The 22,612-nt window shown below is 72.6% G+C and carries 17 protein-coding genes, 1 tRNA gene, 1 other RNA gene, 1 pseudogene and 1 riboswitch; of the genes and pseudogenes, 3 read left to right on the plus strand and 17 right to left on the minus strand.

What is annotated here, in order from left to right:
• Nucleotides 1-3: 3 nt before the first annotated feature.
• Both ACZ3YO_RS31570 and ACZ3YO_RS31575 read right to left on the minus strand, forming a co-directional pair.
• Complete coding sequence (locus ACZ3YO_RS31570) at nt 4-1,440, minus strand: MFS transporter (RefSeq protein ID WP_396322750.1); 1,437 nt, start codon at nt 1,438-1,440, stop codon at nt 4-6.
• A gap of 94 nt (nt 1,441-1,534) precedes the next feature.
• On the minus strand, nt 1,535-1,849 hold the full coding sequence (locus ACZ3YO_RS31575; RefSeq protein ID WP_396322751.1) for a DMT family transporter: 315 nt from the start codon (nt 1,847-1,849) through the stop codon (nt 1,535-1,537).
• 44 nt (nt 1,850-1,893) lie between these two features.
• Nucleotides 1,894-1,959, minus strand: a riboswitch (guanidine-III (ykkC-III) riboswitch).
• Nucleotides 1,960-2,195: 236 nt separating this feature from the next.
• Between ACZ3YO_RS31575 and ACZ3YO_RS31580 the strand changes: the two genes are divergently transcribed.
• Nucleotides 2,196-2,270, plus strand: a tRNA-Cys gene (locus ACZ3YO_RS31580).
• A 129-nt stretch (nt 2,271-2,399) separates the two neighbouring features.
• On the opposite strand, the gene ACZ3YO_RS31585 is transcribed toward ACZ3YO_RS31580, so the two are convergent.
• The 6 genes and pseudogenes from ACZ3YO_RS31585 to ACZ3YO_RS31610 form a co-directional block, all read right to left on the minus strand.
• Entirely contained in the window at nt 2,400-4,727 is a 2,328-nt protein-coding gene (locus ACZ3YO_RS31585) for a xanthine dehydrogenase family protein molybdopterin-binding subunit (protein WP_465576177.1), read from the minus strand.
• An 895-nt stretch (nt 4,728-5,622) separates the two neighbouring features.
• Nucleotides 5,623-6,067 (minus strand): annotated as a pseudogene (locus tag ACZ3YO_RS31590) ((2Fe-2S)-binding protein); the annotation flags it as partial.
• 71 nt (nt 6,068-6,138) lie between these two features.
• A complete protein-coding gene (locus tag ACZ3YO_RS31595; RefSeq protein WP_465576259.1) occupies nt 6,139-7,005 on the minus strand; it encodes an FAD binding domain-containing protein in 867 nt (288 codons plus the stop codon).
• A 321-nt stretch (nt 7,006-7,326) separates the two neighbouring features.
• Nucleotides 7,327-8,937, minus strand: coding sequence for a beta-N-acetylhexosaminidase (locus ACZ3YO_RS31600; protein WP_465576180.1), 1,611 nt, complete (start codon nt 8,935-8,937; stop codon nt 7,327-7,329).
• An 84-nt stretch (nt 8,938-9,021) separates the two neighbouring features.
• The gene (locus ACZ3YO_RS31605; protein ID WP_174315682.1) at nt 9,022-9,303 is read right to left on the minus strand and encodes a DUF3039 domain-containing protein; all 282 of its coding nucleotides are present in this window, start codon (nt 9,301-9,303) and stop codon (nt 9,022-9,024) included.
• A gap of 63 nt (nt 9,304-9,366) precedes the next feature.
• Nucleotides 9,367-9,951 (minus strand): YqgE/AlgH family protein, encoded by a 585-nt coding sequence (locus ACZ3YO_RS31610; RefSeq protein WP_396322755.1) that lies wholly within the window; start codon nt 9,949-9,951, stop codon nt 9,367-9,369.
• Between the two features lie 336 nt (nt 9,952-10,287).
• Here ACZ3YO_RS31610 and murA point away from each other — a divergent pair, with 336 nt between their 5' ends.
• Nucleotides 10,288-11,628: a UDP-N-acetylglucosamine 1-carboxyvinyltransferase gene (gene murA, locus ACZ3YO_RS31615; RefSeq protein ID WP_465550090.1), complete on the plus strand. Its 1,341-nt coding sequence runs from the start codon at nt 10,288-10,290 to the stop codon at nt 11,626-11,628.
• Between the two features lie 73 nt (nt 11,629-11,701).
• Here the strand turns inward: murA and ACZ3YO_RS31620 are convergent, their stop codons facing one another.
• The 8 genes from ACZ3YO_RS31620 to ftsE form a co-directional block, all read right to left on the minus strand.
• Nucleotides 11,702-11,983, minus strand: coding sequence for an HU family DNA-binding protein (locus tag ACZ3YO_RS31620; protein WP_030059737.1), 282 nt, complete (start codon nt 11,981-11,983; stop codon nt 11,702-11,704).
• Between the two features lie 510 nt (nt 11,984-12,493).
• On the minus strand, nt 12,494-13,966 hold the full coding sequence (locus ACZ3YO_RS31625; RefSeq protein WP_405360001.1) for an NAD-dependent malic enzyme: 1,473 nt from the start codon (nt 13,964-13,966) through the stop codon (nt 12,494-12,496).
• 338 nt (nt 13,967-14,304) lie between these two features.
• On the minus strand, nt 14,305-16,608 hold the full coding sequence (locus tag ACZ3YO_RS31630; protein WP_465576185.1) for a HelD family protein: 2,304 nt from the start codon (nt 16,606-16,608) through the stop codon (nt 14,305-14,307).
• Nucleotides 16,609-16,793: 185 nt separating this feature from the next.
• Nucleotides 16,794-17,175: a transfer-messenger RNA gene (gene ssrA / locus ACZ3YO_RS31635) on the minus strand.
• A 108-nt stretch (nt 17,176-17,283) separates the two neighbouring features.
• Nucleotides 17,284-17,760, minus strand: coding sequence for an SsrA-binding protein SmpB (smpB, locus tag ACZ3YO_RS31640; RefSeq protein ID WP_396322759.1), 477 nt, complete (start codon nt 17,758-17,760; stop codon nt 17,284-17,286).
• 70 nt (nt 17,761-17,830) lie between these two features.
• Nucleotides 17,831-18,973: a S41 family peptidase gene (locus ACZ3YO_RS31645; RefSeq protein WP_465576189.1), complete on the minus strand. Its 1,143-nt coding sequence runs from the start codon at nt 18,971-18,973 to the stop codon at nt 17,831-17,833.
• 157 nt (nt 18,974-19,130) lie between these two features.
• Complete coding sequence (gene ftsX, locus ACZ3YO_RS31650) at nt 19,131-20,042, minus strand: permease-like cell division protein FtsX (protein WP_396322761.1); 912 nt, start codon at nt 20,040-20,042, stop codon at nt 19,131-19,133.
• Between the two features lie 76 nt (nt 20,043-20,118).
• Nucleotides 20,119-20,808 (minus strand): cell division ATP-binding protein FtsE, encoded by a 690-nt coding sequence (ftsE, locus tag ACZ3YO_RS31655; RefSeq protein WP_148644607.1) that lies wholly within the window; start codon nt 20,806-20,808, stop codon nt 20,119-20,121.
• A 349-nt stretch (nt 20,809-21,157) separates the two neighbouring features.
• Between ftsE and ACZ3YO_RS31660 the strand changes: the two genes are divergently transcribed.
• Nucleotides 21,158-21,352 carry a hypothetical protein gene (locus tag ACZ3YO_RS31660; protein WP_465576194.1) on the plus strand — a complete coding sequence of 65 codons (195 nt, stop codon included), beginning with the start codon at nt 21,158-21,160 and terminating at the stop codon, nt 21,350-21,352.
• 128 nt (nt 21,353-21,480) lie between these two features.
• Here ACZ3YO_RS31660 and prfB read toward each other — a convergent pair whose 3' ends face one another.
• Nucleotides 21,481-22,596 (minus strand): peptide chain release factor 2, encoded by a 1,116-nt coding sequence (prfB, locus tag ACZ3YO_RS31665; protein ID WP_465576197.1) that lies wholly within the window; start codon nt 22,594-22,596, stop codon nt 21,481-21,483.
• Nucleotides 22,597-22,612: the final 16 nt, after the last annotated feature.

Below are 22,612 nucleotides of genomic sequence, written 5' to 3' on the forward strand. Positions count from 1 at the left end.
CCGTCAGCCCTTCCGCACCCGGCCGGCCACCAGCGCGCCCAGCAGCGCCACCCCGGTCATCGTCAGGAAGATCACCGCGAACGCACCGGCCGAGCCGGTGCCCTCGACGCCCTCGTGGGCGGCGGCCGTCGCGCCGCCGCCCAGCGCCGAGAACAGCACCCCCGACAGGCCGACCAGCAGGACGTTGCCGAGCGCGTCGCTCATCTGCAGCGAGGCCGAGTTGGCCCCGGCGTCCTCCGGCGCCGACAGCTTCATCATCAGCACGCTGACGCTCGCCACCGTCAGCCCCATGCCGATCCCGCCGACGCCCCAGGCCACCACCGCCGCCCAGACCGGCACCGCCGGCACCAGCACCAGCGCCGCGCCCGCGATCGCCAGCGCGGTCAGCACGAAGCCACCACGGATCATCGCCTCCCGGTACCGCTCCGCGCCCGGCCGGCCCTGCAGCCAGGAGCCCAGCGCCCAGGAGAGGCCGCCGCTGGTCAGTGTGAGCCCGGCCAGCGTCGGCGAGAGGCCGCGCTGGGTGACCATCATCAGCGGGATGAACGCCTCGGCCGCGAAGAACGCCCCCGCCGCCACCCCGCGCAGCAGGATCACCGTCGGCAGACCGCGCCCGGCGCGCAGCGTCCCGGTCGGCAGCAGCCCCAGCACCGCGGGCAGCAGCAGCGCCGCACCCACGACGGCCGGGACCAGCCCGAGCAGGTCGAGCCGCTGGCCGGCGTACTGCAGCAGGCCCGCGCCGACCGCGGCCATCGCGGCCAGCAGGGTGCGGCGGCGGTCGAAGCCGGCGCCCTTCAGCACCGGCTGCTCCCTCTCGGAGCGGCGCAGCGCGGGGCCCATCACCGCCAGCGGCAGCAGTATCAGCACCGGGACGGCGAGGAACACCCAGCGCCAGCCCAGGTGCTGGGTGACGAGGCCGGACACCACCGGGCCGACGATCGAGGGCAGCACCCAGGCCGAGGAGAAGGCCGCGAAGACGGACGGCCGCAGCCGCTCCGGGTAGGCCCGGCCGACCACGACGTACAGCGCGACGATCACCAGGCCGCCGCCCAGGCCCTGGATCGCCCGGCCCCCGACGAAGACCCACATCCCGGGCGCCGCCCCGGCCACCACCAGGCCCGCGCCGAACACCGCGATACCGGTGAACAGCGGTTGCAGCGGGCCCCGCCTGTCGCACCACTGGCCGGAGACGACCAGGGCGAACAGGGTGGTGGTGAAGTAACCGGAGAACGCGAAGGCGTACAGCCCCAGCCCGTCCAGCTGACGGGCCGCCACCGGCATCGCGGTGTTGACGGCCGTCGCCTCGAAGGCGAGCAGCAGGACCACCGAGACGATGCCCAGGGTCAGCGCGCGGTAGCGGCCGCCGAGAACCCCTCCGGAGTCGGTCGTGTCGGGGGGTGTCGGGGCGGCGTCGACCGGGGTGGGGGAGGCTGTGGTCATACGAAACATCGTAAGACCCGTCCGATGGCATGACCCCTGACCCGGGTTGGTGATCGACTACTCCGAGGGACCTAGGACCGGGCCCGCCCCGGCGTCAGTGCAGCACCTTGAGGCCCACCACGCCGGAGACGATCAGCAGCAGGCAGCCGATCCGGGCCGCCGTGACCGCGTCCCCGAGCACCGCCATGCCGTACAGCGCCGTCCCGACCGCGCCGATGCCGACCCAGACCGCGTAGCCGGTGCCGATCGGGATGGACCGCATCGCGTACGCCAGCCCGCCCATGCTGAACGCCAGCGCGACGCCGAAGACGACGGTGGGGACGAGCCGGGAGAACCCCTTGGACGACTCCAGGGCCACCGCCCAGACGGTCTCCAGGACGCCGGAAAGAATCAGAACGAGCCACGCCACGACGACAGCACCTCCGCAGTCAGCAGCGGCCGGGTTGCCGCTGTGCTGCGCCGTCTTGTCGTCACCGGGTACGACGCGCTCGTCCGGGGCGGCCGGAAAACGACCACCTGCCTTCGACGGTAGCACAGCCCGCCATACAGAATTTACAAAGGGATATTGACGTCCCCCCGCCCATTCCGCCAAGATGAATTCACCAACACGGCGAACGACGACAGGAGTCGGCAATGGACAGGAAGACGGCGGCCCCCGCGGCCCTCCGCACCTGTACCCCCGCTCCCCTGTGTTGTCGCGCCTGTCGCTGCTGCCGCTGCGCCTGAGCCGCACCCGCAGTACAGCTCCACCCCATGGCCGTGTGCCCGAGTGGTTGAGGGAACCGCCTGCAAAGCGGTTTACACGGGTTCGATTCCCGTCATGGCCTCCACGAAAGAGAATTGCCGGTCGGCGTCGTTTGCGCCGGCCGGCAATTCGCCGTTCCATTTTCCGGAGAAATTCCCGGAGAAATTCCCGGGGGTGACCGGCGGGTCACCCCCGCCGGGCCGCCCCCGCCGGGTCAGCCGGTGACGGCGTCCTCGGGGCGGATCGGAAGGCGGCCGACGGGGAGCCCGGTGGCGGCGCGGACGGCGGCTGCCACGGCGGCGGGGGCGACCACGGCCGGGGCGGCGCTGACCGCCTTGGCGCCGAAGGTGGCGACCACGTCGCGCTCCTCCAGCAGGGCGGCGATGCGGACCTCGGGGGTGTCCAGGGCGGTCGGCAGGCGGTAGCCGGTGAGGGAGGTGTTGACCAGCATGCCGCCCTCGGTGCGCAGGTCCTCCAGCAGGGCCAGGCCGACGCCCTGGGCGACGCCCGCCTCGATCCGGTCCTCGATCTGGCGCGGGTTGAGCGCCCGGCCGACGTCCTGGGCCACCGTCATGTCGACCACCCGGACGGCGCCGAGCTCGATGTCCACGTCCACCACGGCCCGCATCGCGCAGAAGGCGATGGAGACGAACGCGTCGCCCTGCCCGGCCTCGTCCAGCGGCTCGGTCGGGTGCGGGCGGCACTGCGCGGTGGCCCAGAGCTCCTTGCCCTCCAGCGCCTCGGCGACGGGCATGCCGAGCACCCCGTCGTAGGAGGTGATCTTGCCGTCGGAGATCTGGAGCAGCTCGACCGACATCCCGAAGTTGGCGGCGATCGGCTGGAGCAGCTGGTGGCGGACCATCAGCGCGGCCCGCTCGACCGCGCCGCCGGAGACCCAGGTGTGCCGGCCGCGGGCGGAGGGCCCGGCGATCGACTGGTCGCTGTCGGCCGGCGCGATGTACACCTCGCTGACGCCCAGCACCGACTGCACGATCTGCCGGGCCAGGGTGGCGAAGCCCTGGCCGGAGTCGACGGCCGCGCAGATCACCGTGGCGTGGTCGCCGCTCACCCGCACCGTCGCGGTGGAGACCTCGTCCTCGCCCTCGGCGCCCAGCATGTGCACCATGCCGACCGCGTAACCGATGCCGCGCCGCACCGCCGCCGGGTCGCCGGCGCCGCCGGGCCCGCCCGGCAGCAGCCACTCGGCGTCCGGGTCGTCCACCGGCAGCGGCGGCAGCGGCTCGGAGGAGACGGCCTCCAGCAGCGCGGCCACCGGCGCGGGGCAGGTGACGGCCTGTCCGGTGGGCATCGGGTCGCCGGTGGCCATCGCGTTGCGGCGGCGGATCTCCACGGGGTCGACGCCGACCCGGGCGGCCAGCTGGTCCAGCTGGGACTCGTAGGCGAAGCAGGCCTGGAGGGCGCCCTCGCCGCGCATCCGGCCGGCCGGCGGGTTGTTGGTGCGCACGGCCCAGGCGTCGACGAAGACGTTCGGGCAGACGTAGGGGCCGACCGAGAAGGCGGTGGCGGCGGCCAGCGCCTCGGCGGAGACGTCCGCGTAGGCGCCGCCGTCCAGCAGGATCTGCGCCTCGACCTTGACCAGCCGGCCCTCTGCGTCGGCGTGGTGGCGGTAGCGCAGCAGCGCGGGGTGGCGGGAGGTGTGGGTCTGGAAGGACTCCTCGCGGGTGAGCGTCATCTTCACCGGCCGGCCGGTGCGCAGTGCCAGCAGCGCCAGGGTGACCTGGAAGGAGAGGTCCTCGCGGTCCGAAGTGGCGCCGGGCACACCGGTGACGACCAGTCGGACCCGGTCCGGCTCCAGGCCCAGGCAGGTGGCGGTGCGGTCGCGGTCCCCGTGCGGGTCGGTGGAGGAGAGGTGCAGCTCGACGCCGCCGTCCGGGCGCGGCACGGCCAGGCCCGCCTCGGCGCCGAGCGGCGCCGGGTCCTGCCGGCCGACCTGGTAGAGGCCTTCGACGATGATCTCGCCGGCCGCCTCCGGGTCCCCGGTGCGCAGCGGCAGGTGGCGGAACAGGTTGCCGTCCGGGTGCAGCGCCGGCGCGGTGAAGGCCTGCTCGGGGTCGGTGACCGCCTCCAGCGGCTCATAGTCGACGGTGATCAGGCCGACGGCGAGGCGGGCGGTGTCCGGGTGGTCGGCGGCGACCGCGGCGACCGGCTCGCCGTGGTGGCGGACCACGCCGGCGGCGAGCACCGGCCGGTCGGCGACGATCGGGCCGGCCGGCGCGCCGTCGGGGCCGCCGTCCGGGCCGGCCGGCAGGTCGGCGGCGGTGACCACGGCGTGCACGCCGGGCAGGGCGAGCGCGGCGGAGGTGTCGATGCCCTTGATCCGGGCGTACGGGTGGGGCGAGCGCAGCACCGCGCCCCAGAGCAGGCCCTCGGCCCAGAGGTCGGCGGCGTACGGGTAGATGCCGAGCGCCTTGGGCAGGGCGTCGCTGCGCAGCGGGGAGCTGCCGAGCCCGAACGGCTCCGGTGCGCCGCCCTCGTCGCCGTCCTGCTGGGGTGCTGCGCCGATGTCGGTAGGCGACGTCATGATGCGTGGTCGTCCTCGGGGAGCCGGATGCCGTGGGCGGGGGTGGCGCCGTACGGGACGCCGGCGGGGGCGGTGCCCTCGGCCGGGACGCCGTGCGGGGGCGTGGGGACGTACGGCGTGCCGTGCGCGGGCGTGCCGTCGAAACCGGTCCCGTCGAAACCGGTGCCGTCGAAACCGGGACCGCCGTAGCCGGCGCCTTCGAAGGCGGGGCCCGGCAGGGCGGTGCCGTGTGCGGGGGTCGGTTCGTAGACCGGGCCGTCGTAGTTCGAGGCGGCGTCGTAGGACGGGGCCGCGTCGTAGGACGGGGCCGCGTCGTAGGACGGGGCCGCGTCGTAGGACGGGGCCGCGTCGTAGCCGGGCTGCTGCGGGTAGCCGCCGTCGGGGAAGGCGCCGGGCGGGTAGCTGCCGTGGGCCGGGGTGTGCGGGCCGCCCTCGCCCTGCCCGCCGGTCGCCTGCGCGCCCGGCCCCTGCCCGCTCATCTGCGGGTAGCCGGCCTGCTCGGGGTAGCCCTGCTGCGGGTAGTAGCCCTGGCTGCCGTCGGCCTGTGCGGGGATGCCCGGGACCGGCGGGAGCACCGCCGTGTCGTAGACGCCGGTGTCGTAGCCGCCGTGGCCGTCCGGCGTGCCGTACTGCATGCCGACGCCGACGCCCGTCCCGGCGGTCGTCCCGACGGTTGTCCCGCCGGCCGGAGCCTCCTCGGCGGGCGGCTGCGGGACGTGCTCGATCCAGGCGTCCTCGTCGGTGTACACCGGCGGGTCGGCGGCCGGCCCGGGCTCCTCCGGCGCGGCCGGGACGGGGGCCCCGGCGGTGCGGGCGGCGGCCTCCCCGGCCGGCTCCTCGGCGGGCGCCTCGTCCGTGCCCTCGGCCTCCACCGCACGCGCGTCGGCGATGGTCTGGACCGCGGCCAGCACGCCCCGGTAGCCGGTGCAGCGGCAGAGGTTGCCGCAGAGTGCCTGCCGGGCCTCGACCTCGGTGGGCCGGTGGTTGCGCTGGAGCAGGTCGTGCACGGCCATCGCCATGCCGGGCGTGCAGTAACCGCACTGCACCGCGCCGGACTCGGCCAGCGCCTGCTGGACGTCGCTGGCGCCGCCGGCGGCCGACAGGCCCTCGACGGTGTTGATCTCGCTGTCCGCGGCCAGCGCGGCGGGCACCAGGCAGCCGGCCACGAGCTGCCCGTCGACCTGCACCGAGCAGGCGCCGCACTCGCCCTGCTCGCAGCCGTCCTTGGCGCCGGCCAGGCCGAGCCGCTCGCGCAGCACGTAGAGCAGGCTCTCGCCGATCCAGGCGTCGGTGACGGGCCGTTCGAAACCGTTGACCCGCAGCGTGTACGAGGCGCAGGGGCGCAGCTCGCGGCTGACCTGCGGCGCATGGTCGAACAGGCCCGCGTCGAGGGTTTCGATGGGGTCAGTGGTCACTTCAGCGCCCTTCCCAGTGCCCGTCGGGCCAGCACCGATACGGTACGCCGCAGCCGAACGGCGGCCGCGCTCGGCCCCTCGGTCACGGCCTCCCAGGCGCCCTCGGCGCCGTAGTTGTCGGGTACGCAGGCCGCGGCCACGTACTCGCCGAAGGCGGCGGTCGCGGCGGGGTCGATCTCCCGGCTGCCGTCCCAGTCGATGCAGCCCGCCACCCAGGCCTCGGCCTCCAGCGGCCGCAGCGGGACGGGGGCGACGGCGCCGACGGCGCAGCGCACGGCGCGCCGGGCGGGGTCGAGGACGAGGGCGACGGAGGCGGTGGCGCGGGCCGGGCCGCTGCGGCCGGTGGCCTTGAGGAAGACCTGCGGGGCGTGCAGCAGCGGGACGCGGACCCAGGTGAGCAGTTCGCCGGGGCGCAGCGGGTCGAGGCCGGTGAGCAGGTGGCTGACCGGGACCTCGCGGGTGGCGCCGGCCCGGGCGAGGGTGACGGTGGCCTCCAGCGCGGTGAGCACCGGGAGGGTGTCGCCGGCCGGCGCGGCGGTGGCGATGTTGCCGCCGAGGGTGCCGACGTTGCGCACCTGCGGGGGTCCGGCGGTGCGGGCGGCGTCGGCGAGGGCGGGGATGAGCGCCGCGAAGTCGGGGCGGTCCATCCGGGCGTGGGTCAGCCCCGCGCCGAGGACGGCGGTGCCGCCGTCCTCGTAGCGCCAGCCGCGCAGCTCGGTGATCCGGCCCAGGCCGATCAGGGCGGCGGGGCGCAGCCGTCCGGCGTTGACGGCCTCCATCAGGTCGGTGGCGCCGGCCACCGGTACTGCGGCCGGGGTGGCGGCCAGCGCGTCGACGGCCTCGTCGAGGGAGGCCGGCAGCATGATCGTCCGGTTCACCTGGGTCCCACCGTGCTCCACTTGCTCATCGATCGCCTGCCGCCCGCGGCCCTCGGCCGGGGTGTCCGCGTCGGCAGCCCGGCCTGGCCCGTAGGGTACGGGCGATCGGGCCGGGTTGGGCAACTCTGGCACACAATGCTCGATGATCATTTCGGGACGGGCGTACGGAACTGCCCGATTGGGACGGATACCGGGCGGTATCTGCTCCAGTCCGGACCGGACTGAAGCAGATGTTCATCTGTTCTTGACGTCAGATGACCACCCAGAAGTTCCCGGACGCCGCGGTCAGCCCGCCGGCCTCCCGCCTCAGACCGCCGGCGGCGGTCCGTCGAGCGGGCGGCCGGCCACGCCGGGCCGGCGCTGCCAGGGGTGCGGCCCGGCCGCCGGGCGGTACTCGACACCGAGCGCGTCCAGCACGGCGCGGTGCGTCTCCATCCGCCGTTCGAAGCCGGCGTAGTCGCGCGCGGCCGGGTCGGTGGGCAGCGCCGACCAGGCCACCTCGGCGAAGGCGGCGAGCCGGGGGAAGGCCCGGTAGTCGACGTCCCGGGCACTGTCCGCGAACTCGCTCCACAGGTTGGCCTGGGTGCCGATCACCCGGCGGGCCGCGGCCTCGTCCAGCTGCGCCGGCACCGGCTCGAAGCGGTACACGTCCTCCAGGGTGCGGACGAAGCCGACCGGGATGGGCTCCTCCGGGCCCGGCGCCTGCCGGTGGTCGAGGTAGACGTGCTGTTCGGGGCACATCACCACGTCGTGCCCGGCCTCGGCGGCGGCGATCCCACCGCCGTAGCCGCGCCAGGAGGAGACCGCCGCACCGGGGGCCAGGCCGCCCTCCAGGATCTCGTCCCAGCCGATCAGCCGGCGCCCGCGCTCGGCCAGCCAGCGGTCGAAGTGCCGGATCACATGGCTCTGCAGCTCGTCCTCGTTGGCCAGGCCCAGCTCCCGGATCCGTGCCTGGGCGGCCGCGCTGTCCTTCCACTGCTCCTTGGGGCACTCGTCGCCGCCGAGGTGGACGAACTCGGACGGGAAGAGCTCCAGCACCTCCTCCAGCACGCCCTCGAAGAAGCGCAGGGTGCCCTCGGAGGGGTTGAGCACGTGGTGACTGACGCCCCAGTCGGTCCAGACGCCCAGCGCCGCGGTGTCCACCACATCGGCGTTGCCCAGCTCCGGGTAGGCCGCGATGGCGGCCTGCGAGTGACCCGGGAGGTCGATCTCCGGGACGACGGTGACCGCCCGCTCGGCGGCGTAGGCGACGATCTCGCGCACGTCGTCCTGGGTGTAGAAGCCGCCGTGCGGGCGGTCGTCGCGGCGCCCGCCGGCCCGGTAGCCGACCATCGAGCGCTCGCGCCAGGAGGCCCGCTCGGCCAGCTTCGGGTAGCGCTTGATCTCCACCCGCCAGCCCTGGTCGTCGGTCAGGTGCAGGTGCAGCACGTTGAGCTTGTGCGCGGAGAGCTGGTCGACGAAGCGCAGCACGTCGGCCTTGGGCAGGAAGTGCCGGGCGACGTCCAGCAGCGCGCCGCGCCAGGCGAAGCGGGGGGCGTCCTCGATGTCGGTGCCGGGGAGCACCCAGCCGCCGTCGCGCAGCGGGGCCCGGCGGTAGGCGTCGGGGCCGAGCAGCCGGCGCAGCGTCTGCGCGCCCCAGAGCGCGCCGGCCGGGCCACCGGCGGTGATCACGGCGCGGCCGGGGCGCACCGAGAGCCGGTACGCCTCGCCGGCCAGTGACCCGTCGTGGACCAGCTCGATGCCCTCACCGGGCCGGCCCGGGGCGAGCGGCAGTCCCGTCGCGGCGGTCAGCGAGGCCCGCAGCCACCGCTCGGCGCCGGCCAGCGCGGGCCGGGCGGTGAGGGTGGTGCCGCGGTCGAGGGGGAAGTCCTGGTCCTGGAGGCGGACGGAACTCAAGGGGGCGGGAATGAGGTCCATTCCGCCATCCTGCCCCCGTCCGCTCAATTGGCATAGACCACTTGGCGAAATGGTCCGCTGTGCAAAACGGTCCGGGCCTTCGGGCTACTTGTCGTCGCCGCCCTTGCCGTCCTGGGGCTTGCCGATGCCGTCGTAGATCTCCTTGCACATCGGGCAGACCGGGTACTTCTTCGGGTCGCGCCCGGGCACCCAGACCTTGCCGCACAGCGCCACCACGGGGGATCCGGAGAGCGCGCTCTCCATGATCTTGTCCTTCTGGACGTAGTGCGCGAAGCGCTCGTGGTCGCCGTCCCCGTTGGACACCTGCGGGACGGGCTCGACCAGGGTGCCGGTGCCGAGGCCGCGCTCGGGCTCAAGAGTGCTCATGGGTGCCAAGTCTATGGGGGCTCCGGGAAAGCGGGCCAGTGTCGCGCCCGGGGCGGTCGCACGTCAGTTCAGCGTGGGGTCGTCCGGGTACGTCGCGAGCAGCGCCAGCGGGCCGCGCTGGCGGCGCAGCACCGCGCGCCAGAGCCGCTCCGGCTCCGGGCTGGAGATGTCGCCCGGCTCGCAGTCCACCAGGTACCAGGCCCCGGAGGAGACCTCCGCCTCCAGCTGGCCCGGCGACCAGCCCGCGTACCCGGCGAAGATCCGCAGGCCGCCCAGCTCCCCGGCCAGCACCTCGGGCGGCGCCTCCAGGTCCACCAGGCCGATCGCGCCGTGCACCCGCCGCCAGCCGAGCGGCTCGACGGAGCCGGGCTCCCCCGGCGCCACCGCCAGCCCGAGCGCCGAGTCCAGGGCCACCGGCCCGCCCTGGAACACCACGGCCGGCGGCCCGACCAGTCCGCCCCAGCCGTCCAGCACACTGCCAACCTCGACCGGCGTCGGTCTGTTCAGCACGACGCCGAGCGCCCCCTCGGCGTCGTGGTCGAGGAGGAGCACCACCGCCCGCGCGAAGTTCGGGTCGGTGAGCACGGGGGTCGCGACGAGCAAACGGCCGGTGTGGGACCGGCCTCCGTGCGAATGGGCCGCCGTCATGCCTCACATGATCCCGCAGAACCCCCGGGGGCGGACACCGCAACACGAAGGCCCCGTGACGGCCGCCGTCGCGCCGCACGGACACCCGCACGGACACCCGTACGGACACCCGTACGGACGCACCGGCGGGCGCGACACCACCCCGAGAGAGCACCATCACGGGAGAGGCTCACGGGAACCACCGGGACGCCCACTACCATCTACTGATGGTGGACGCCCTTATACGGTGCCGACTCGGTCACGCCGGGGGCCCGAACGCGCCCGTACGACCGGTCCACCGCCGGCTCCCCTCCTGGAGCCACACCCACTCCTCTGGCACCCCGGATTGCGAGAACGATGACCGACGACGTCCTGCTGGTCCACGGCGGAAACCCGCTCGAAGGCGAGATCCGCGTCCGTGGTGCGAAGAACCTGGTCCCCAAGGCCATGGTCGCCGCCCTGCTCGGGCAGGGACCCAGCAGACTGCGCAACGTCCCGGACATCCGCGACGTCAAGGTGGTCCGCGGCCTGCTCCAGCTGCACGGCGTGACGGTGCGCACCGGTGACGAGGACGGCGAGCTGATCCTCGACCCGTCCCACGTGGAGAGCGCCAACGTCGCCGACATCGACGCGCACGCCGGCTCCTCGCGGATCCCGATCCTGTTCTGCGGCCCGCTGCTGCACCGCCTCGGCCACGCCTTCATCCCCGGCCTCGGCGGCTGCGACATCGGCGGCCGCCCGGTCGACTTCCACTTCGAGGTGCTCCGCCAGTTCGGCGCCACCATCGAGAAGCACCCGCAGGGCACCTACCTCGTCGCCCCGCAGCGCCTGCGCGGCACCCGGATCGAGCTGCCCTACCCGTCGGTCGGCGCCACCGAGCAGGTCCTGCTCACCGCCGTCCTCTGCGAGGGCGTCACCGAGCTGCGCAACGCGGCCGTCGAGCCGGAGATCGTCGACCTCATCTGCATCCTGCAGAAGATGGGCGCGATCATCACCATGGGCACCGACCGCACCATCCTGATCACCGGTGTGGACGAGCTCTCCGGCTACAACCACCGCGCGCTGCCGGACCGCCTGGAGTCCGCCTCCTGGGCCTGCGCGGCGCTGGCCACCAAGGGCGACATCTACGTCCGCGGCGCCCGCCAGCTGGAGATGATGACCTTCCTCAACACCTTCCGGAAGGTCGGCGGCGCCTTCGAGGTGGACGACGAGGGCATCCGCTTCTGGCACCCCGGCGGCGAGCTCAAGGCGATCGCCCTGGAGACCGACGTGCACCCCGGCTTCCAGACCGACTGGCAGCAGCCGCTCGTGGTCGCACTGACCCAGGCGACCGGCCTGTCCATCGTCCACGAGACGGTGTACGAGTCGCGGCTCGGCTTCACCGGCGCGCTGAACCAGATGGGCGCCCACATCCAGCTCTACCGCGAGTGCCTGGGCGCCACCCCGTGCCGCTTCGGCGCCCGCAACTTCCTGCACTCCGCGGTCGTCTCCGGCCCGTCCAAGCTGATGGGCGCCGAGCTGGTCATCCCCGACCTGCGCGGCGGCTTCTCGTACCTGATCGCGGCGCTGGCGGCCGAGGGCACCTCGACCGTGCACGGCATCGACCTGATCAACCGCGGCTACGAGAACTTCATGGAGAAGCTGCGCGACCTCGGCGCCCACGTCGAGCTGCCCAGCGAGCGGCTGGTCACCGCCTGACCGGCGGCCCCGCACACGGCGAGAGGCCGGGCTCCCCGAAGGGAACCCGGCCTCTCGGCGTTCAAGGGGTTGCTCAGGCGCCCTTGGCGGCTTCCTTGAGCTTGGAGCCCGCGCTCACCTTGGCGCTGTAGCCGGCCGCGATCTGGATCGGCTCACCGGTCTGCGGGTTGCGGGCGGTGCGGGCAGCGCGGTGGGTGCGCTCGAAGGTCAGGAAACCGGGGATGGTGACCTTCTCGTCGCCCTTGGCGACGACCTCGCCGACGATCTCGGCGAAGGCGGCCAGAACGGCGTCGGCGTCCTTGCGGGTCACCTCGGCGCGCTCGGACAGCGCGGCCACCAGCTCACTGCGGTTCATGTGTACTCCTGTGGTCTGTTCGCTTGCGGTGTGCGGGGGCCCATCGGTGCTCCCTCCGGGGGGCACCCGGATAGGCCGCAGGTCCGCACACAGTGCTCATTCAGGCAATGCGTGGTCGCGGGCCGGGTTCGTGCCCCGTGCCGCGGCGCCGGTACCGTCGAAGGCCCGCCTGCCTGCCCGGATACGAATCCTGCCCCGACCGGCCCCGAGAAAGCCAATCGGGCCCCGGCTGCGCCACCCGAACAACGCCCGCCCGCCGGAGGTGTGATGCTCCGTCGGCTCCGGCGGACCGGGCGCGGGCGGCGGTCGGGACGACACGCCGGAAGACCAGGGGGACGTTCCGTACTTGTCGGACACGCCTGCCCCGTGCAGGGCTACCGTACGCCCTAGGCACGACAAGCCCAAACACGCCCCTCGCCCTTGTGTCGCAAGGGTTCGGGGCGGACTTGGGCGGGTAAGCGCGGTAATCGGTCATTTGACCGATCCGCGACACGTGCCGCGGGGCCGCCGTCAGAGCTTGACGGAGGGGAAGGACGCGGTGTCGAGGGTGCCGACGATGCCCGGGGTCGGGCGGGACGGCTCGCGGTCCTCCTGCGGGCCGGCCAGCGCGGCGTCACGGACGGCGGCGGCCACCGTCTTGGCGACGTCCTTGTGGAAGACGCTCGGGATGATGTAGTTGGCGTTCAGCTCGTCGTCGGCGACGGTGGTGGCCAGCGCACGGGCGGCGGCGATCATCATCTCGGTGTTGACCGTCCGGCTCTGGGCGTCCAGCAGGCCGCGGAAGACGCCCGGGAAGACCAGCACGTTGTTGATCTGGTTCGGGAAGTCGCTGCGGCCGGTGGCGACCACGGCGGCGGTCTGCCGGGCGATCGCCGGGTCGACCTCCGGGTCCGGGTTGGCCAGCGCGAAGACGATCGCGTCCTCGGCCATGGTGGCCAGGTCGTCGCCGTCCAGCACGTTCGGGGCGGAGACGCCGATGAAGACGTCGGCGCCCGCCACGGCCTCCTTGAGGGTGCCGGTGCGGCCCGAGCGGTTGGTGTGCTCGGCGATCCAGCGCAGCGAGTCGTTGAGGTCCTCACGGCCCTGGTGGACCACGCCCCGCACGTCCGCGACGGTGGCGTGCTCGACGCCGGCCGCCAGCAGCAGCTTGAGGATCGCGGTACCGGCGGCGCCGGCGCCCGACATCACCACGCGGATCTCGGAGATGTCCTTGCCGACCACCTTGAGCGCGTTGGTGAGCGCCGCCAGCACCACGATCGCGGTGCCGTGCTGGTCGTCGTGGAAGACCGGGATGTCGAGGGCCTCACGCAGCCGGGCCTCGATCTCGAAGCAGCGCGGCGCGGAGATGTCCTCCAGGTTGATGCCGGCGAAGCCCGGGGCGATCGCCTTGACGATGGCCACGATCTCGTCGGTGTCCTGGGTGTCCAGGCAGATCGGCCAGGCGTCGATGCCCGCGAAGCGCTTGAACAGGGCCGCCTTGCCCTCCATCACCGGCAGCGCGGCCGCCGGGCCGATGTTGCCCAGGCCCAGCACCGCCGAGCCGTCGGTGACCACGGCGACGCTGTTGCGCTTGATGGTGAGGCGGCGGGCGTCCTCGGGGTTCTCGGCGATCGCCATGCAGACCCGCGCGACACCGGGGGTGTAGATCATGCTGAGGTCGTCACGGTTGCGGATCGGCAGCTTCGAGGACATCTCGATCTTGCCACCGAGGTGCATCAGGAAGGTACGGTCGGAGACCTTGCCGATCGACACGCCGTCGATCGTGCGGAGCTTCTCGACGATCTCCTCGCCGTGGGCGACGGAGGACGCGGCGACGGTCACGTCGATCCGCAGCGCCTCCAGGCCGGAGGCGGTGACGTCGAGCCCGGTGACCGAACCGCCGGAGGACTCGACGGCCGTGGTGATCGCACTGACGGCGTTGCCCCTGGCCGGGACCTCCAGCCGCACCGTGATCGAGTTGGAGACACTGGGCACCGTCGCCATCGACGTTCCTTCTTCCGTCCGGTCAGTCGCTTCAACATATTGTTGAAGGCCTTCGCCTGCGCATGCTAGACCTCGATCGTCGCATCTACCAGGCTGAAGCCAGAAATAATGTTCATTGAGTGTGCGAAGTCGACAACTTCTTGCCTCAGCGGGCCGATGCGTTACATTGGACGGGACACCGGCTCGATCCAAGCCCCCGGGCCCAACCTTCGTCCCTTCGAGGGACCACTTGCCGCGAGGCGAGCATGGCGGGTCGGTGTCATCAACGTCTGAAGGCCCCTCACCACCGGTGAGGGGCCTTCTTCGTGTGCCGCCCGTCGTGACGGGCGGTCAGCTGGTCATCCGTCCAGCAGCGCCGGGACGCCGTCCGCGTCCGGCAGGTCGTCCGGGCCGGAGAGCACGGTCAGCCGCTGGGTCGCCCGGGTCAGCGCCACGTACAGCACCCGCAGGCCCGCCTCCGACTCGCCGGCGATCCCGGTCGGGTCGGCCACCACGGTCGCGTCGTACTCCAGGCCCTTGGCCTCCAGGCTCCCCAGCGCCACCGCCCGCTCGCCCAGGCCGGCGATCCACCCGGCCGCCTCGGCCCGGCGGTCCATCGGCACGACGACCGCCACGGTGCCGTCCACCTCCGCCAGCAGCCGCTCCAGCTCCGCCCGGGCCGCCGCGCCGAAGGCCTCGGGCGACGGGTCCGTGACGGCCGCGAACCGCGGCTCCACGCCGACCCGGCGCACCGCGCTCGGCGAGGGCGTTCCCGGCGCCGCCAGCGCCAGCACCTTGGCCGCCACCTCGGCGATCTCGGCCGGGTTCCGGTAGTTGACGGTCAGCGTGTAGCGGCGGCGCGGCTTGCCGGAGAGGACCTCGTCCAGCGCGGCCTGCGCCTCCTGCGGGAACGGCCAGGAGGACTGCGCCGGGTCGCCGACGATCGTCCAGGTGGCCATCCGGGCCCGGCGGCCGATCATCCGCCACTGCATCGGGGTGAGGTCCTGCGCCTCGTCCACGATGATGTGGGCGTACTCGGTGCGCTCGACCGGCACCCTCTCGCGCTGCCTGGAGTTGCGGTCGGCGAAGGTGGTGACCTCGTCCAGGCCGCTCAGCAGGTCCACCGCGTCCACCTCGCGGACCTTCGGGCGGACCGCCTCGCCGAGCAGCACCCGGAGCTCGTCCACCAGCGCCACGTCGTGCGCCGACAGCTCGCCCTCGCCGCGCTCGGACAGGTGCCGCCAGGAGCCGGCCAGCAGACGGGCCTCCTCCGGGGTGACGGCGCGCCGGGCGATCCGGTTGGTGTGCCGGGTCTGCTTCAGCGTGCCGAGCACCCGCCGCGGGGTCACCGCGGGCCACCAGGCGTCCAGGAAGTCCAGGAACGACGCCTCGTCCGAGACGTACTCGTCGAAGCTCTCCTTCTCCTCCTGGCGCTGCTCGCGGGCGTAGTGGTCGGCCGGCTTCGGCAGGTGCCGGGTCGCCTCCTGCCACAGGGCGTCCAGCAGCAGCCGGCGGGCACGCGGGCGGAGCAGGTTCAGCGGGGTGCCGCCGGAACCGATCACGTTGCCGCGCACGGCCTTCAGCCGGCCCGCGTCCAGCCGCAGCACCTCGCCGCGGGCGACCACCTTCAGCTCCTGCGGCGCACCCAGCTCCAGGGCCGCCCGGGCGGCCCTGCGCAGCAGCTGCACCATCCGGGCCGAGCCCTTGACCCGGGCCGCCTCCGGGGTGTCGTAGGTGCCCGCCTCGATGCCGTCCACCAGGGAGCCGACCGCGCGGACGGCGACCTGCCCCTCCTCGCCGAGCGAGGGCAGCACGCCCTCGGTGTAGGAGACCAGCAGCGGGGTCGGGGAGACCACCAGGATGCCCCCGGCGTAGCGGCGGCGGTCCTGGTAGAGCAGGAAGGCGGCGCGGTGAAGGGCGACGGCGGTCTTGCCCGTGCCCGGGCCGCCGGTGACCAGGGTGGCCCCGGCCGCGGCGGCGCGGATGACCTCGTCCTGCTCCTTCTGGATGGACGAGACGATGTCGCGCATCGAGTGGCTGCGGGCCCGGCCGAGCGAGGCCATCAGCGCACCGTCGCCGACCACCGCCAGCTCGCGGCCGTCCAGGGTGGGGGTGAGGTCGGGGCGGAGCAGGTCGTCCTCGACGCCGATCACCTTGCGGCCCTTGGAGCGGATCACCCGGCGGCGGATGACCCGGCCCGGCTCCAGCGGGGTGGACCGGTAGAACGGCGCGGCGGCCGGCGCCCGCCAGTCGATCACCAGTGGGCCGTACTCGGCGTCCAGCACCCCGAGCCGGCCGATGTGCAGGGTCTCGGCGACGGCCGGGTCGGCCGGGTCGAGCGGGGTGTCGGAGGGGATGCCGTGCTCCTCCGGCGCGTCGGCCTGCTGGAGGTCGATGCGGCCGAAGAGGAAGTCCTCGAACTCGTTGTTGAGCCGCTGGAGGTGGGCGCCGGCCCGGTAGACCTGGGCGTCCCGCTCGGCGAGCGCGCCGGGGGTGCCGACCTGCACGCGCTTGGCGGCGTCCTCCAGGATGTACTCGGCCTCGGCGAGCTTCTCCTCCAGGCGGTGGTAGACCGTGTCGAGGTGGTGCTGCTCCCCGGCGATCTCGCGCTCGCGGACGGTCTCGGAGTCGGTGGCGGCGGTGGTGTCCGTATTGCTCTGCATGGCCTCGGTGGTAGCGGCGGGAGTCCGGCTCTGGGAAACGAGCGGACGGAAGATCCTACGCCCCCGCCGCTCCGCCGTGCCGCACCGGGACGGGGAAGAACGCGAAGCGGGGGCGCAGCGGGGCGGGGAAATGCGAAGGCCGCCCTCCGCTGAGCGGTGGGCGGCCTTCGCCGTGCAACATGGGGTGGTGGAGATGCCGGGAATCGAACCCGGGTCCAGTGGAGTGGATTCAGGACTTCTCCGAGCGCAGTCCGCTGTGAGTTTCTCGGCCCTGGCAGTCACGCGGACAAGCCGCCAACAGGCCCAGCTGCTGTTTGATTTCCCATCCACCCCCGCAGCCCGGGTGGACGGTTGAGTTCCCTAGATTATGCCAGGGTCCGGGTCGGGAACTCCCCGGTCTGACACCCAAGCACTCTTAGCTGTTATTAGGCAGCGAGAGCGAACTGCTGGGAATCGCGCTTAGAGTTGGCGATTATTTTTTTGCGACAGATGGTTAACGAGATCATTGCCGCGTTCCTCGGCTCGCTTCTCCTGTTTCGACTTCCCCTGTCGAAACCGATCATCCCCATGTTTTGTTGAGAAACAGCTCGGACGGTTGCCGTCCGTGTTGCTGGCGCCATACTACGCGAGGCGACCAGCGGGGGTCCAGCGGATTAACGCCGGCGCCGCCGGGTGTCAGCCCTGACGGCGTCGCGCCGCCGCCACCGCACGGGCCGTCTCGCGGGTGTCCTGCTTCTCGCGCAGCGTCTGCCGCTTGTCGTACAGCTTCTTGCCGATGGCGAGCGCGAGTTCGAGCTTCACCCGGCCGTCCTTGAAGTACAGCGAGAGCGGGATCAGGGTGTGGCCGGCGTCCCGGACCTTGGCCTCGATCTTGTGGATCTCCATCCTGTGCAGCAGCAGCTTGCGCTTGCGCCGCGCGGCGTGGTTGGTCCACGTCCCCTGGGTGTACTCGGGGATGAAGACGTTGTCGATCCACGCCTCGTGGTTCTGGATGTAGGCGTACCCGTCGACCAGGTTGGCCCGCCCCTCGCGCAGTGACTTGACCTCGGTGCCGGTGAGCACGAGACCGCACTCGTAGGTGTCGAGGATGGTGTACTCGTGTCGCGCCTTCTTGTTCTGCGCGATCAGCTTCTGTCCGGTTTCCTTTGCCATAGCGCCGTCATTCTCGCACCTCGGCCCGGTGCCGAGCAGCCCCTTTACGCACGCGTCAGCACCTGGCGCGTCAGGCGCGGGTCCCGAGGCCCGCCAGGACCCGCAGGGCCAGCTCGCCGGCGTCCTCGGAGCCGGACGCGGGCACGTCGGGGGTCAGGCCGGTGCCCTCCGGGGAGCGGCCGGCGGGGGTGTAGTAGCGGCCGACGGTCAGCTCCAGCACCGCGCCGTCGGCGAGCCTGCTGGGCTGCTGGACGGTGCCCTTGCCGAAGGTCCGGCCGCCCACCACGACGGCCCGGCTGCGGTCCTGGAGCGCGCCGGTGAGCAGCTCGGCGGCGCTCATGGTGCCGCCGTCCACCAGCACCACCAGTGGGGTGCGCTGGTCGCCGCCGGGCGGCGCGGTCAGCTCGCGGGTGCCGCCGCGCTCCTGGTAGGAGCCGACCGGGCCGCCGTCCAGGAAGACCGCGGCGGTGCCGGCGGCCTCCTCGACCAGCCCGCCGGAGTTCCCGCGCAGGTCCAGCACCACCCCGGCGTGCGGGCCGCGCAGGGCGGCGCGCACCTTCTCGGCCACACCGCTGGTGAAGGCCCGCACGGTGATCCGCACGACGCCCTTCTCCAGGTGCTCGACCGTGACCTGCTGACTGTCCAGCAGGGCCCGGTGCAGCCGGACCTCGCGGATGTCGCCGTCGCCGCGCTGGACGGCGAGGGTGACCTCGGAGCCGACCTGCCGCTCCCCCTCGCGCCCGCGCAGCCGGGCGACCACCTCGGTGACCGGCAGGCGGTCGGCCTGGTCCGGGCCGATCCGCAGCAGCCGGTCGCCGGCGGCGATCCCGGCCTCGGCGGCCGGCCCGGCCGGCTGCACCTGCGAGACCGCGGTGGCGCCGTCCTGCCCGCGGCCGACCGAGAGGCCCACGCCGAGGTAGCGGCCGTCCAGGCCCTGGCTGAACTCGGCGTACTCCTGCGCACTGTAGTAGGCGCCCCAGCGGTCGCCGTTGGCGCCGATCAGGTGCTCGGCCTGCTGCTCGGAGAGCGCGGTCCCGGCCGGGTCCTGCCCGGCCGCGACGGTGGCCACGGACGCCGGGACCGCGTCCGCGGACGGGTGCGCCGGCCTGCTCGGATCGCCCCAGGCGCCGGTCGCGGCGCCGGCCAGCAGCACGGCGCCGAACACCAGGCTGAGGGTGGCCGCCTGACGTGCCCTGCGCGGAGTTTCTGGCATGGCATCGGAGTGTAGGCGCAGCGCGCGACGCGGCGGGCCGGAACGGCTGACGGCGAAACGCCGACGGCCCCGGACGGCGCAGTGCCGTCCGGGGCCGTCGCAGCGCCGGGGCCGGACCGGGGCCGGCGCTGCGGGGCGGTGCTGGACCTTGCCGGTGCTAGACCTTCAGGTACTTCCGGAGGGTGAAGAACGCGGCGATGCCGGCCATGCCCATACCGACCACCACGAGCAGCGGTATCACCGCCAGCACCGAGCCGAGCCCGATGAAGTGGATGAACTGCACCCGGTCGGCCAGCCAGCTGTGGACGAAGAAGTGCCCGCCGAGCAGCAGTCCGGAGGCCATCACCGCGCCGAGCAGCGCGGCGAACGCGGCCTCGGCGATGAAGGGCATCTGGACGTAGAAGTTCGAGGCACCGACCAGGCGCATGATGCCGGTCTCGCGCCGCCTGCTGTACGCCGACACCCGGACGGTGTTGACGATCAGCAGCAGGGCGACGAACAGCATCAGCACCATGATCACGAACGCCGCGGTCTGCAGGCCGTTCAGCAGGCCGAAGAGGTTCTCCAGGATCTTCCGCTGGTCCTCGACCGACTTGACGCCCGGCTTGCCCGCGAAGGCGCTCTGGATGACGTCGTACTTGGTCGGGTCCTTGAGCTTCACCCGCCAGGACTGCGGGATGGCCTCCGGGCCGAGGACGGAGATGAGCGGGTTGTCCGGGTTCATCTCCTTCCAGTGCTTGTACGCCTCGGTGGAGTTCTCGAAGGTCGAGGACTGCACCACCGAATCCATCTTGTCCAGCTGGGACTTGATGTCGGCGATCTGCGGGTCGGTGGCCGCGCCGTTCTGGCACTGCGGCGAGTTGCGGGCGTCCGACTTCGTACAGAAGTAGATGCTCACCTCGACCTTGTCGTACCAGTACCCCTTCATGGAGTTGACCTGGTCACGGACCAGGAGGGAGGCACCGGCGAGGGCGAGGGAGAGCGCGACGCTGACGACGACCGCGATGGTCATCGTCAGGTTGCGGCGGAGACCCACACCGATCTCCGACAGGACGAACTGGGCGCGCATGCGTGTAACAACTCCAGGGTCGGTACTGCTGGTCGGGCGGGACGGGCCGGGGGCCCACGGGATCAGCGCCGGAGAGTCAGTGCTGGTACCCGTAGACGCCGCGGGCCTGGTCGCGGACCAGCAGCCCCTTGTCGAGCTCGATGACGCGCTTGCGCATCTGGTCGACGATGGCCTGGTCGTGGGTGGCCATCAGTACCGTGGTTCCCGTGCGGTTGATCCGGTCGAGCAGCTTCATGATGCCGACCGAGTTCTGCGGGTCGAGGTTGCCGGTGGGCTCGTCCGCGATCAGCAGCATCGGCCGGTTCACGAACGCCCGGGCGATCGCGACGCGCTGCTGCTCACCACCGGACAGCTCGCCCGGCATGCGGTCCTCCTTGCCGCCGAGGCCGACCAGGTCCAGCACCTCGGGGACCACCTTGTTGATGGCGCTCTTGGGCTTGCCGATCACTTCGAGGGCGAAGGCCACGTTCTGCGCGACCGTCTTGTTGGGCAGCAGGCGGAAGTCCTGGAAGACCGTGCCCAGCTGGCGGCGCATGTGCGGCACCTTCCAGTTGGACAGCTTGCCCAGGTCCTTGCCCAGCACGTGCACCTCGCCGGTACTGGGGCGCTCCTCCCGCAGACACAGGCGCAGGAAGGTGGACTTGCCCGAGCCGGACGAGCCGACCAGGAAGACGAACTCACCCTTCTCGATCTCCAGCGAGACGTTGTCCAGGGCGGGACGGTTCTGCTTGGGATAGGTCTTGGAGACGTTGTCGAATCTGATCACGGCTGCATCACGGAGGCCATCCTAGGCGGCGCCAGTCCTCGGTCGGTCCACCCCGGGCGCCCGGCCCGGGGGCGGGCGGCGGGAGCGGAAAGGGCCGCTCCCGGCTTGGGACCATACGCGAAGCGGCGGCCGGCCCGCAGGGGCAGCCCGTGACAGAAACCGATTCCCGGGGGAGAATGACCGGTTATGCCCCGAAAACTGGGAGGCATCTCACAGCCCGGGGGCCGGAACGGCCAGAACCTGGCAGAGTGGAGGTGGCGGCCGAGGTTGGCCGCTCCCCCGCACAGGGCAAGTAAAGGAACCAAAGCCCCGTCCGGTGCGTTGGCTGTAGCAGCGAGGAGGAGATCGCATGACCTGCGACCATCTGGTGTGCGCCAACTGCAACGGCCGCGTGAGCGATGGCCGCTGCCCGGTGTGCCGCGCCAACCGTGCCCGTCTGCAGGACCAGCAGGGGCCGTTCGCCGCGCTCTCCCCCGCGATGCTGCTCGCCCTTCTGGCCGGGCTGCTCGCGGTGGCGCTGATCGCCCGGCAGGCGCTGGCCTGATCCCGGCGGACGTACGGGACGGACGTACGAGAAGGCCCCGACGGATCACCGTCGGGGCCTTCTTCGTGTCACTGCCTACCGCGCGGCGGCCTCGACGCCGTGCTCGATGACCGTCGGGGCCGGATTCCTCACGCCTGGTTCGCGGTTTCCCGCTGCTTCCTCCAGCGGATGCCCGCCTCGATGAAGCCGTCGATGTCGCCGTCCAGCACGCCCTGCGGGTTGCCGACCTCGTACTCGGTCCGGACGTCCTTGACCATCTGGTACGGGTGCAGCACGTAGGAGCGCATCTGGTTGCCCCAGGAGCTGCCGCTGTCCTTGAGCGCGTCCATCGCGGCCCGCTCCTCCTGGCGGCGCCGCTCCAGCAGCTTGGCCTGGAGGACGTTCATCGCGGACGCCTTGTTCTGGATCTGCGAGCGCTCGTTCTGGCAGGAGACCACGACACCGGTCGGGATGTGCGTGATGCGCACCGCCGAGTCGGTGGTGTTGACGCCCTGGCCGCCGGGGCCGGAGGCGCGGTAAACGTCGATGCGCAGCTCGGACTCGTCGATGTCGACGTGGTCGGACTGCTCGACGACCGGGAGCACCTCGACACCGGCGAAGGAGGTCTGCCGGCGGCCCTGGTTGTCGAAGGGCGAGATGCGCACCAGCCGGTGGGTGCCCTGCTCGACCGAGAGCGTGCCGTAGGCGTACGGGGCCTTGACGGTGAAGGTCGCGGACTTGATGCCGGCCTCCTCCGCGTACGAGGTGTCGTACACCTCGGTCGGGTACCCGTGCCGCTCGGCCCAGCGCAGGTACATGCGCATCAGCTGCTCGGCGAAGTCGGCGGCGTCCACGCCACCGGCCTCGGCGCGGATGTTGATCAGCGCCTCGCGGGCGTCGTACTCGCCGGAGAGGAGCGTACGGACCTCCAGCTCCTCGACCGCCTTCTTGACGGCGCCCAGCTCCTTCTCGGCCTCCACGCGGGTGTCCGCGTCGTCCTCGGCCTCGGCGAGCTCGAAGAGGACCGCGAGGTCGTCGATGCGGCTGCGCAGGCTCTCGACCCGGCGCAGCTCGCCCTGGAGGAAGGAGAGCCGGCTGGTCACCTTCTGCGCGTTCGCGAGGTCGTCCCACAGGTCGGGGGCGGCTGCCTCCTCCTCCAGACGCGCGATGTCGGCCCGGATCTTGTCCAGGTCGAGGACGGCCTCGATCGACCCCATGGTCGTTTCGAGGTTCTTGAGCTCTTCGGAAGGATCGACGGCTGCCACGCACCCAGGGTAATGC

This window comes from Kitasatospora sp. NPDC022785 (assembly GCF_055561295.1).

Bases quoted from the DNA above. Each gene is read 5' to 3' on its own strand.
- ACZ3YO_RS31600 (WP_465576180.1), bottom strand. From the start codon at position 8,937: ATGGACCTCATTCCCGCCCCCTTGAGTTCCGTCCGCCTCCAGGACCAG.
- murA (WP_465550090.1), top strand. From the start codon at position 10,288: ATGACCGACGACGTCCTGCTGGTCCACGGCGGAAACCCGCTCGAAGGC.
- ACZ3YO_RS31610 (WP_396322755.1), bottom strand. From the start codon at position 9,951: ATGACGGCGGCCCATTCGCACGGAGGCCGGTCCCACACCGGCCGTTTG.
- ACZ3YO_RS31625 (WP_405360001.1), bottom strand. From the start codon at position 13,966: ATGGCGACGGTGCCCAGTGTCTCCAACTCGATCACGGTGCGGCTGGAG.
- ACZ3YO_RS31570 (WP_396322750.1), bottom strand. From the start codon at position 1,440: ATGACCACAGCCTCCCCCACCCCGGTCGACGCCGCCCCGACACCCCCC.
- ACZ3YO_RS31660 (WP_465576194.1), top strand. From the start codon at position 21,158: ATGACCTGCGACCATCTGGTGTGCGCCAACTGCAACGGCCGCGTGAGC.
- ACZ3YO_RS31620 (WP_030059737.1), bottom strand. From the start codon at position 11,983: ATGAACCGCAGTGAGCTGGTGGCCGCGCTGTCCGAGCGCGCCGAGGTG.
- ACZ3YO_RS31595 (WP_465576259.1), bottom strand. From the start codon at position 7,005: ATGCTGCCGGCCTCCCTCGACGAGGCCGTCGACGCGCTGGCCGCCACC.
- smpB (WP_396322759.1), bottom strand. From the start codon at position 17,760: ATGGCAAAGGAAACCGGACAGAAGCTGATCGCGCAGAACAAGAAGGCG.
- ftsX (WP_396322761.1), bottom strand. From the start codon at position 20,042: ATGCGCGCCCAGTTCGTCCTGTCGGAGATCGGTGTGGGTCTCCGCCGC.
- ACZ3YO_RS31645 (WP_465576189.1), bottom strand. From the start codon at position 18,973: ATGCCAGAAACTCCGCGCAGGGCACGTCAGGCGGCCACCCTCAGCCTG.
- ACZ3YO_RS31605 (WP_174315682.1), bottom strand. From the start codon at position 9,303: ATGAGCACTCTTGAGCCCGAGCGCGGCCTCGGCACCGGCACCCTGGTC.
- ACZ3YO_RS31585 (WP_465576177.1), bottom strand. From the start codon at position 4,727: ATGACGTCGCCTACCGACATCGGCGCAGCACCCCAGCAGGACGGCGAC.
- ACZ3YO_RS31630 (WP_465576185.1), bottom strand. From the start codon at position 16,608: ATGCAGAGCAATACGGACACCACCGCCGCCACCGACTCCGAGACCGTC.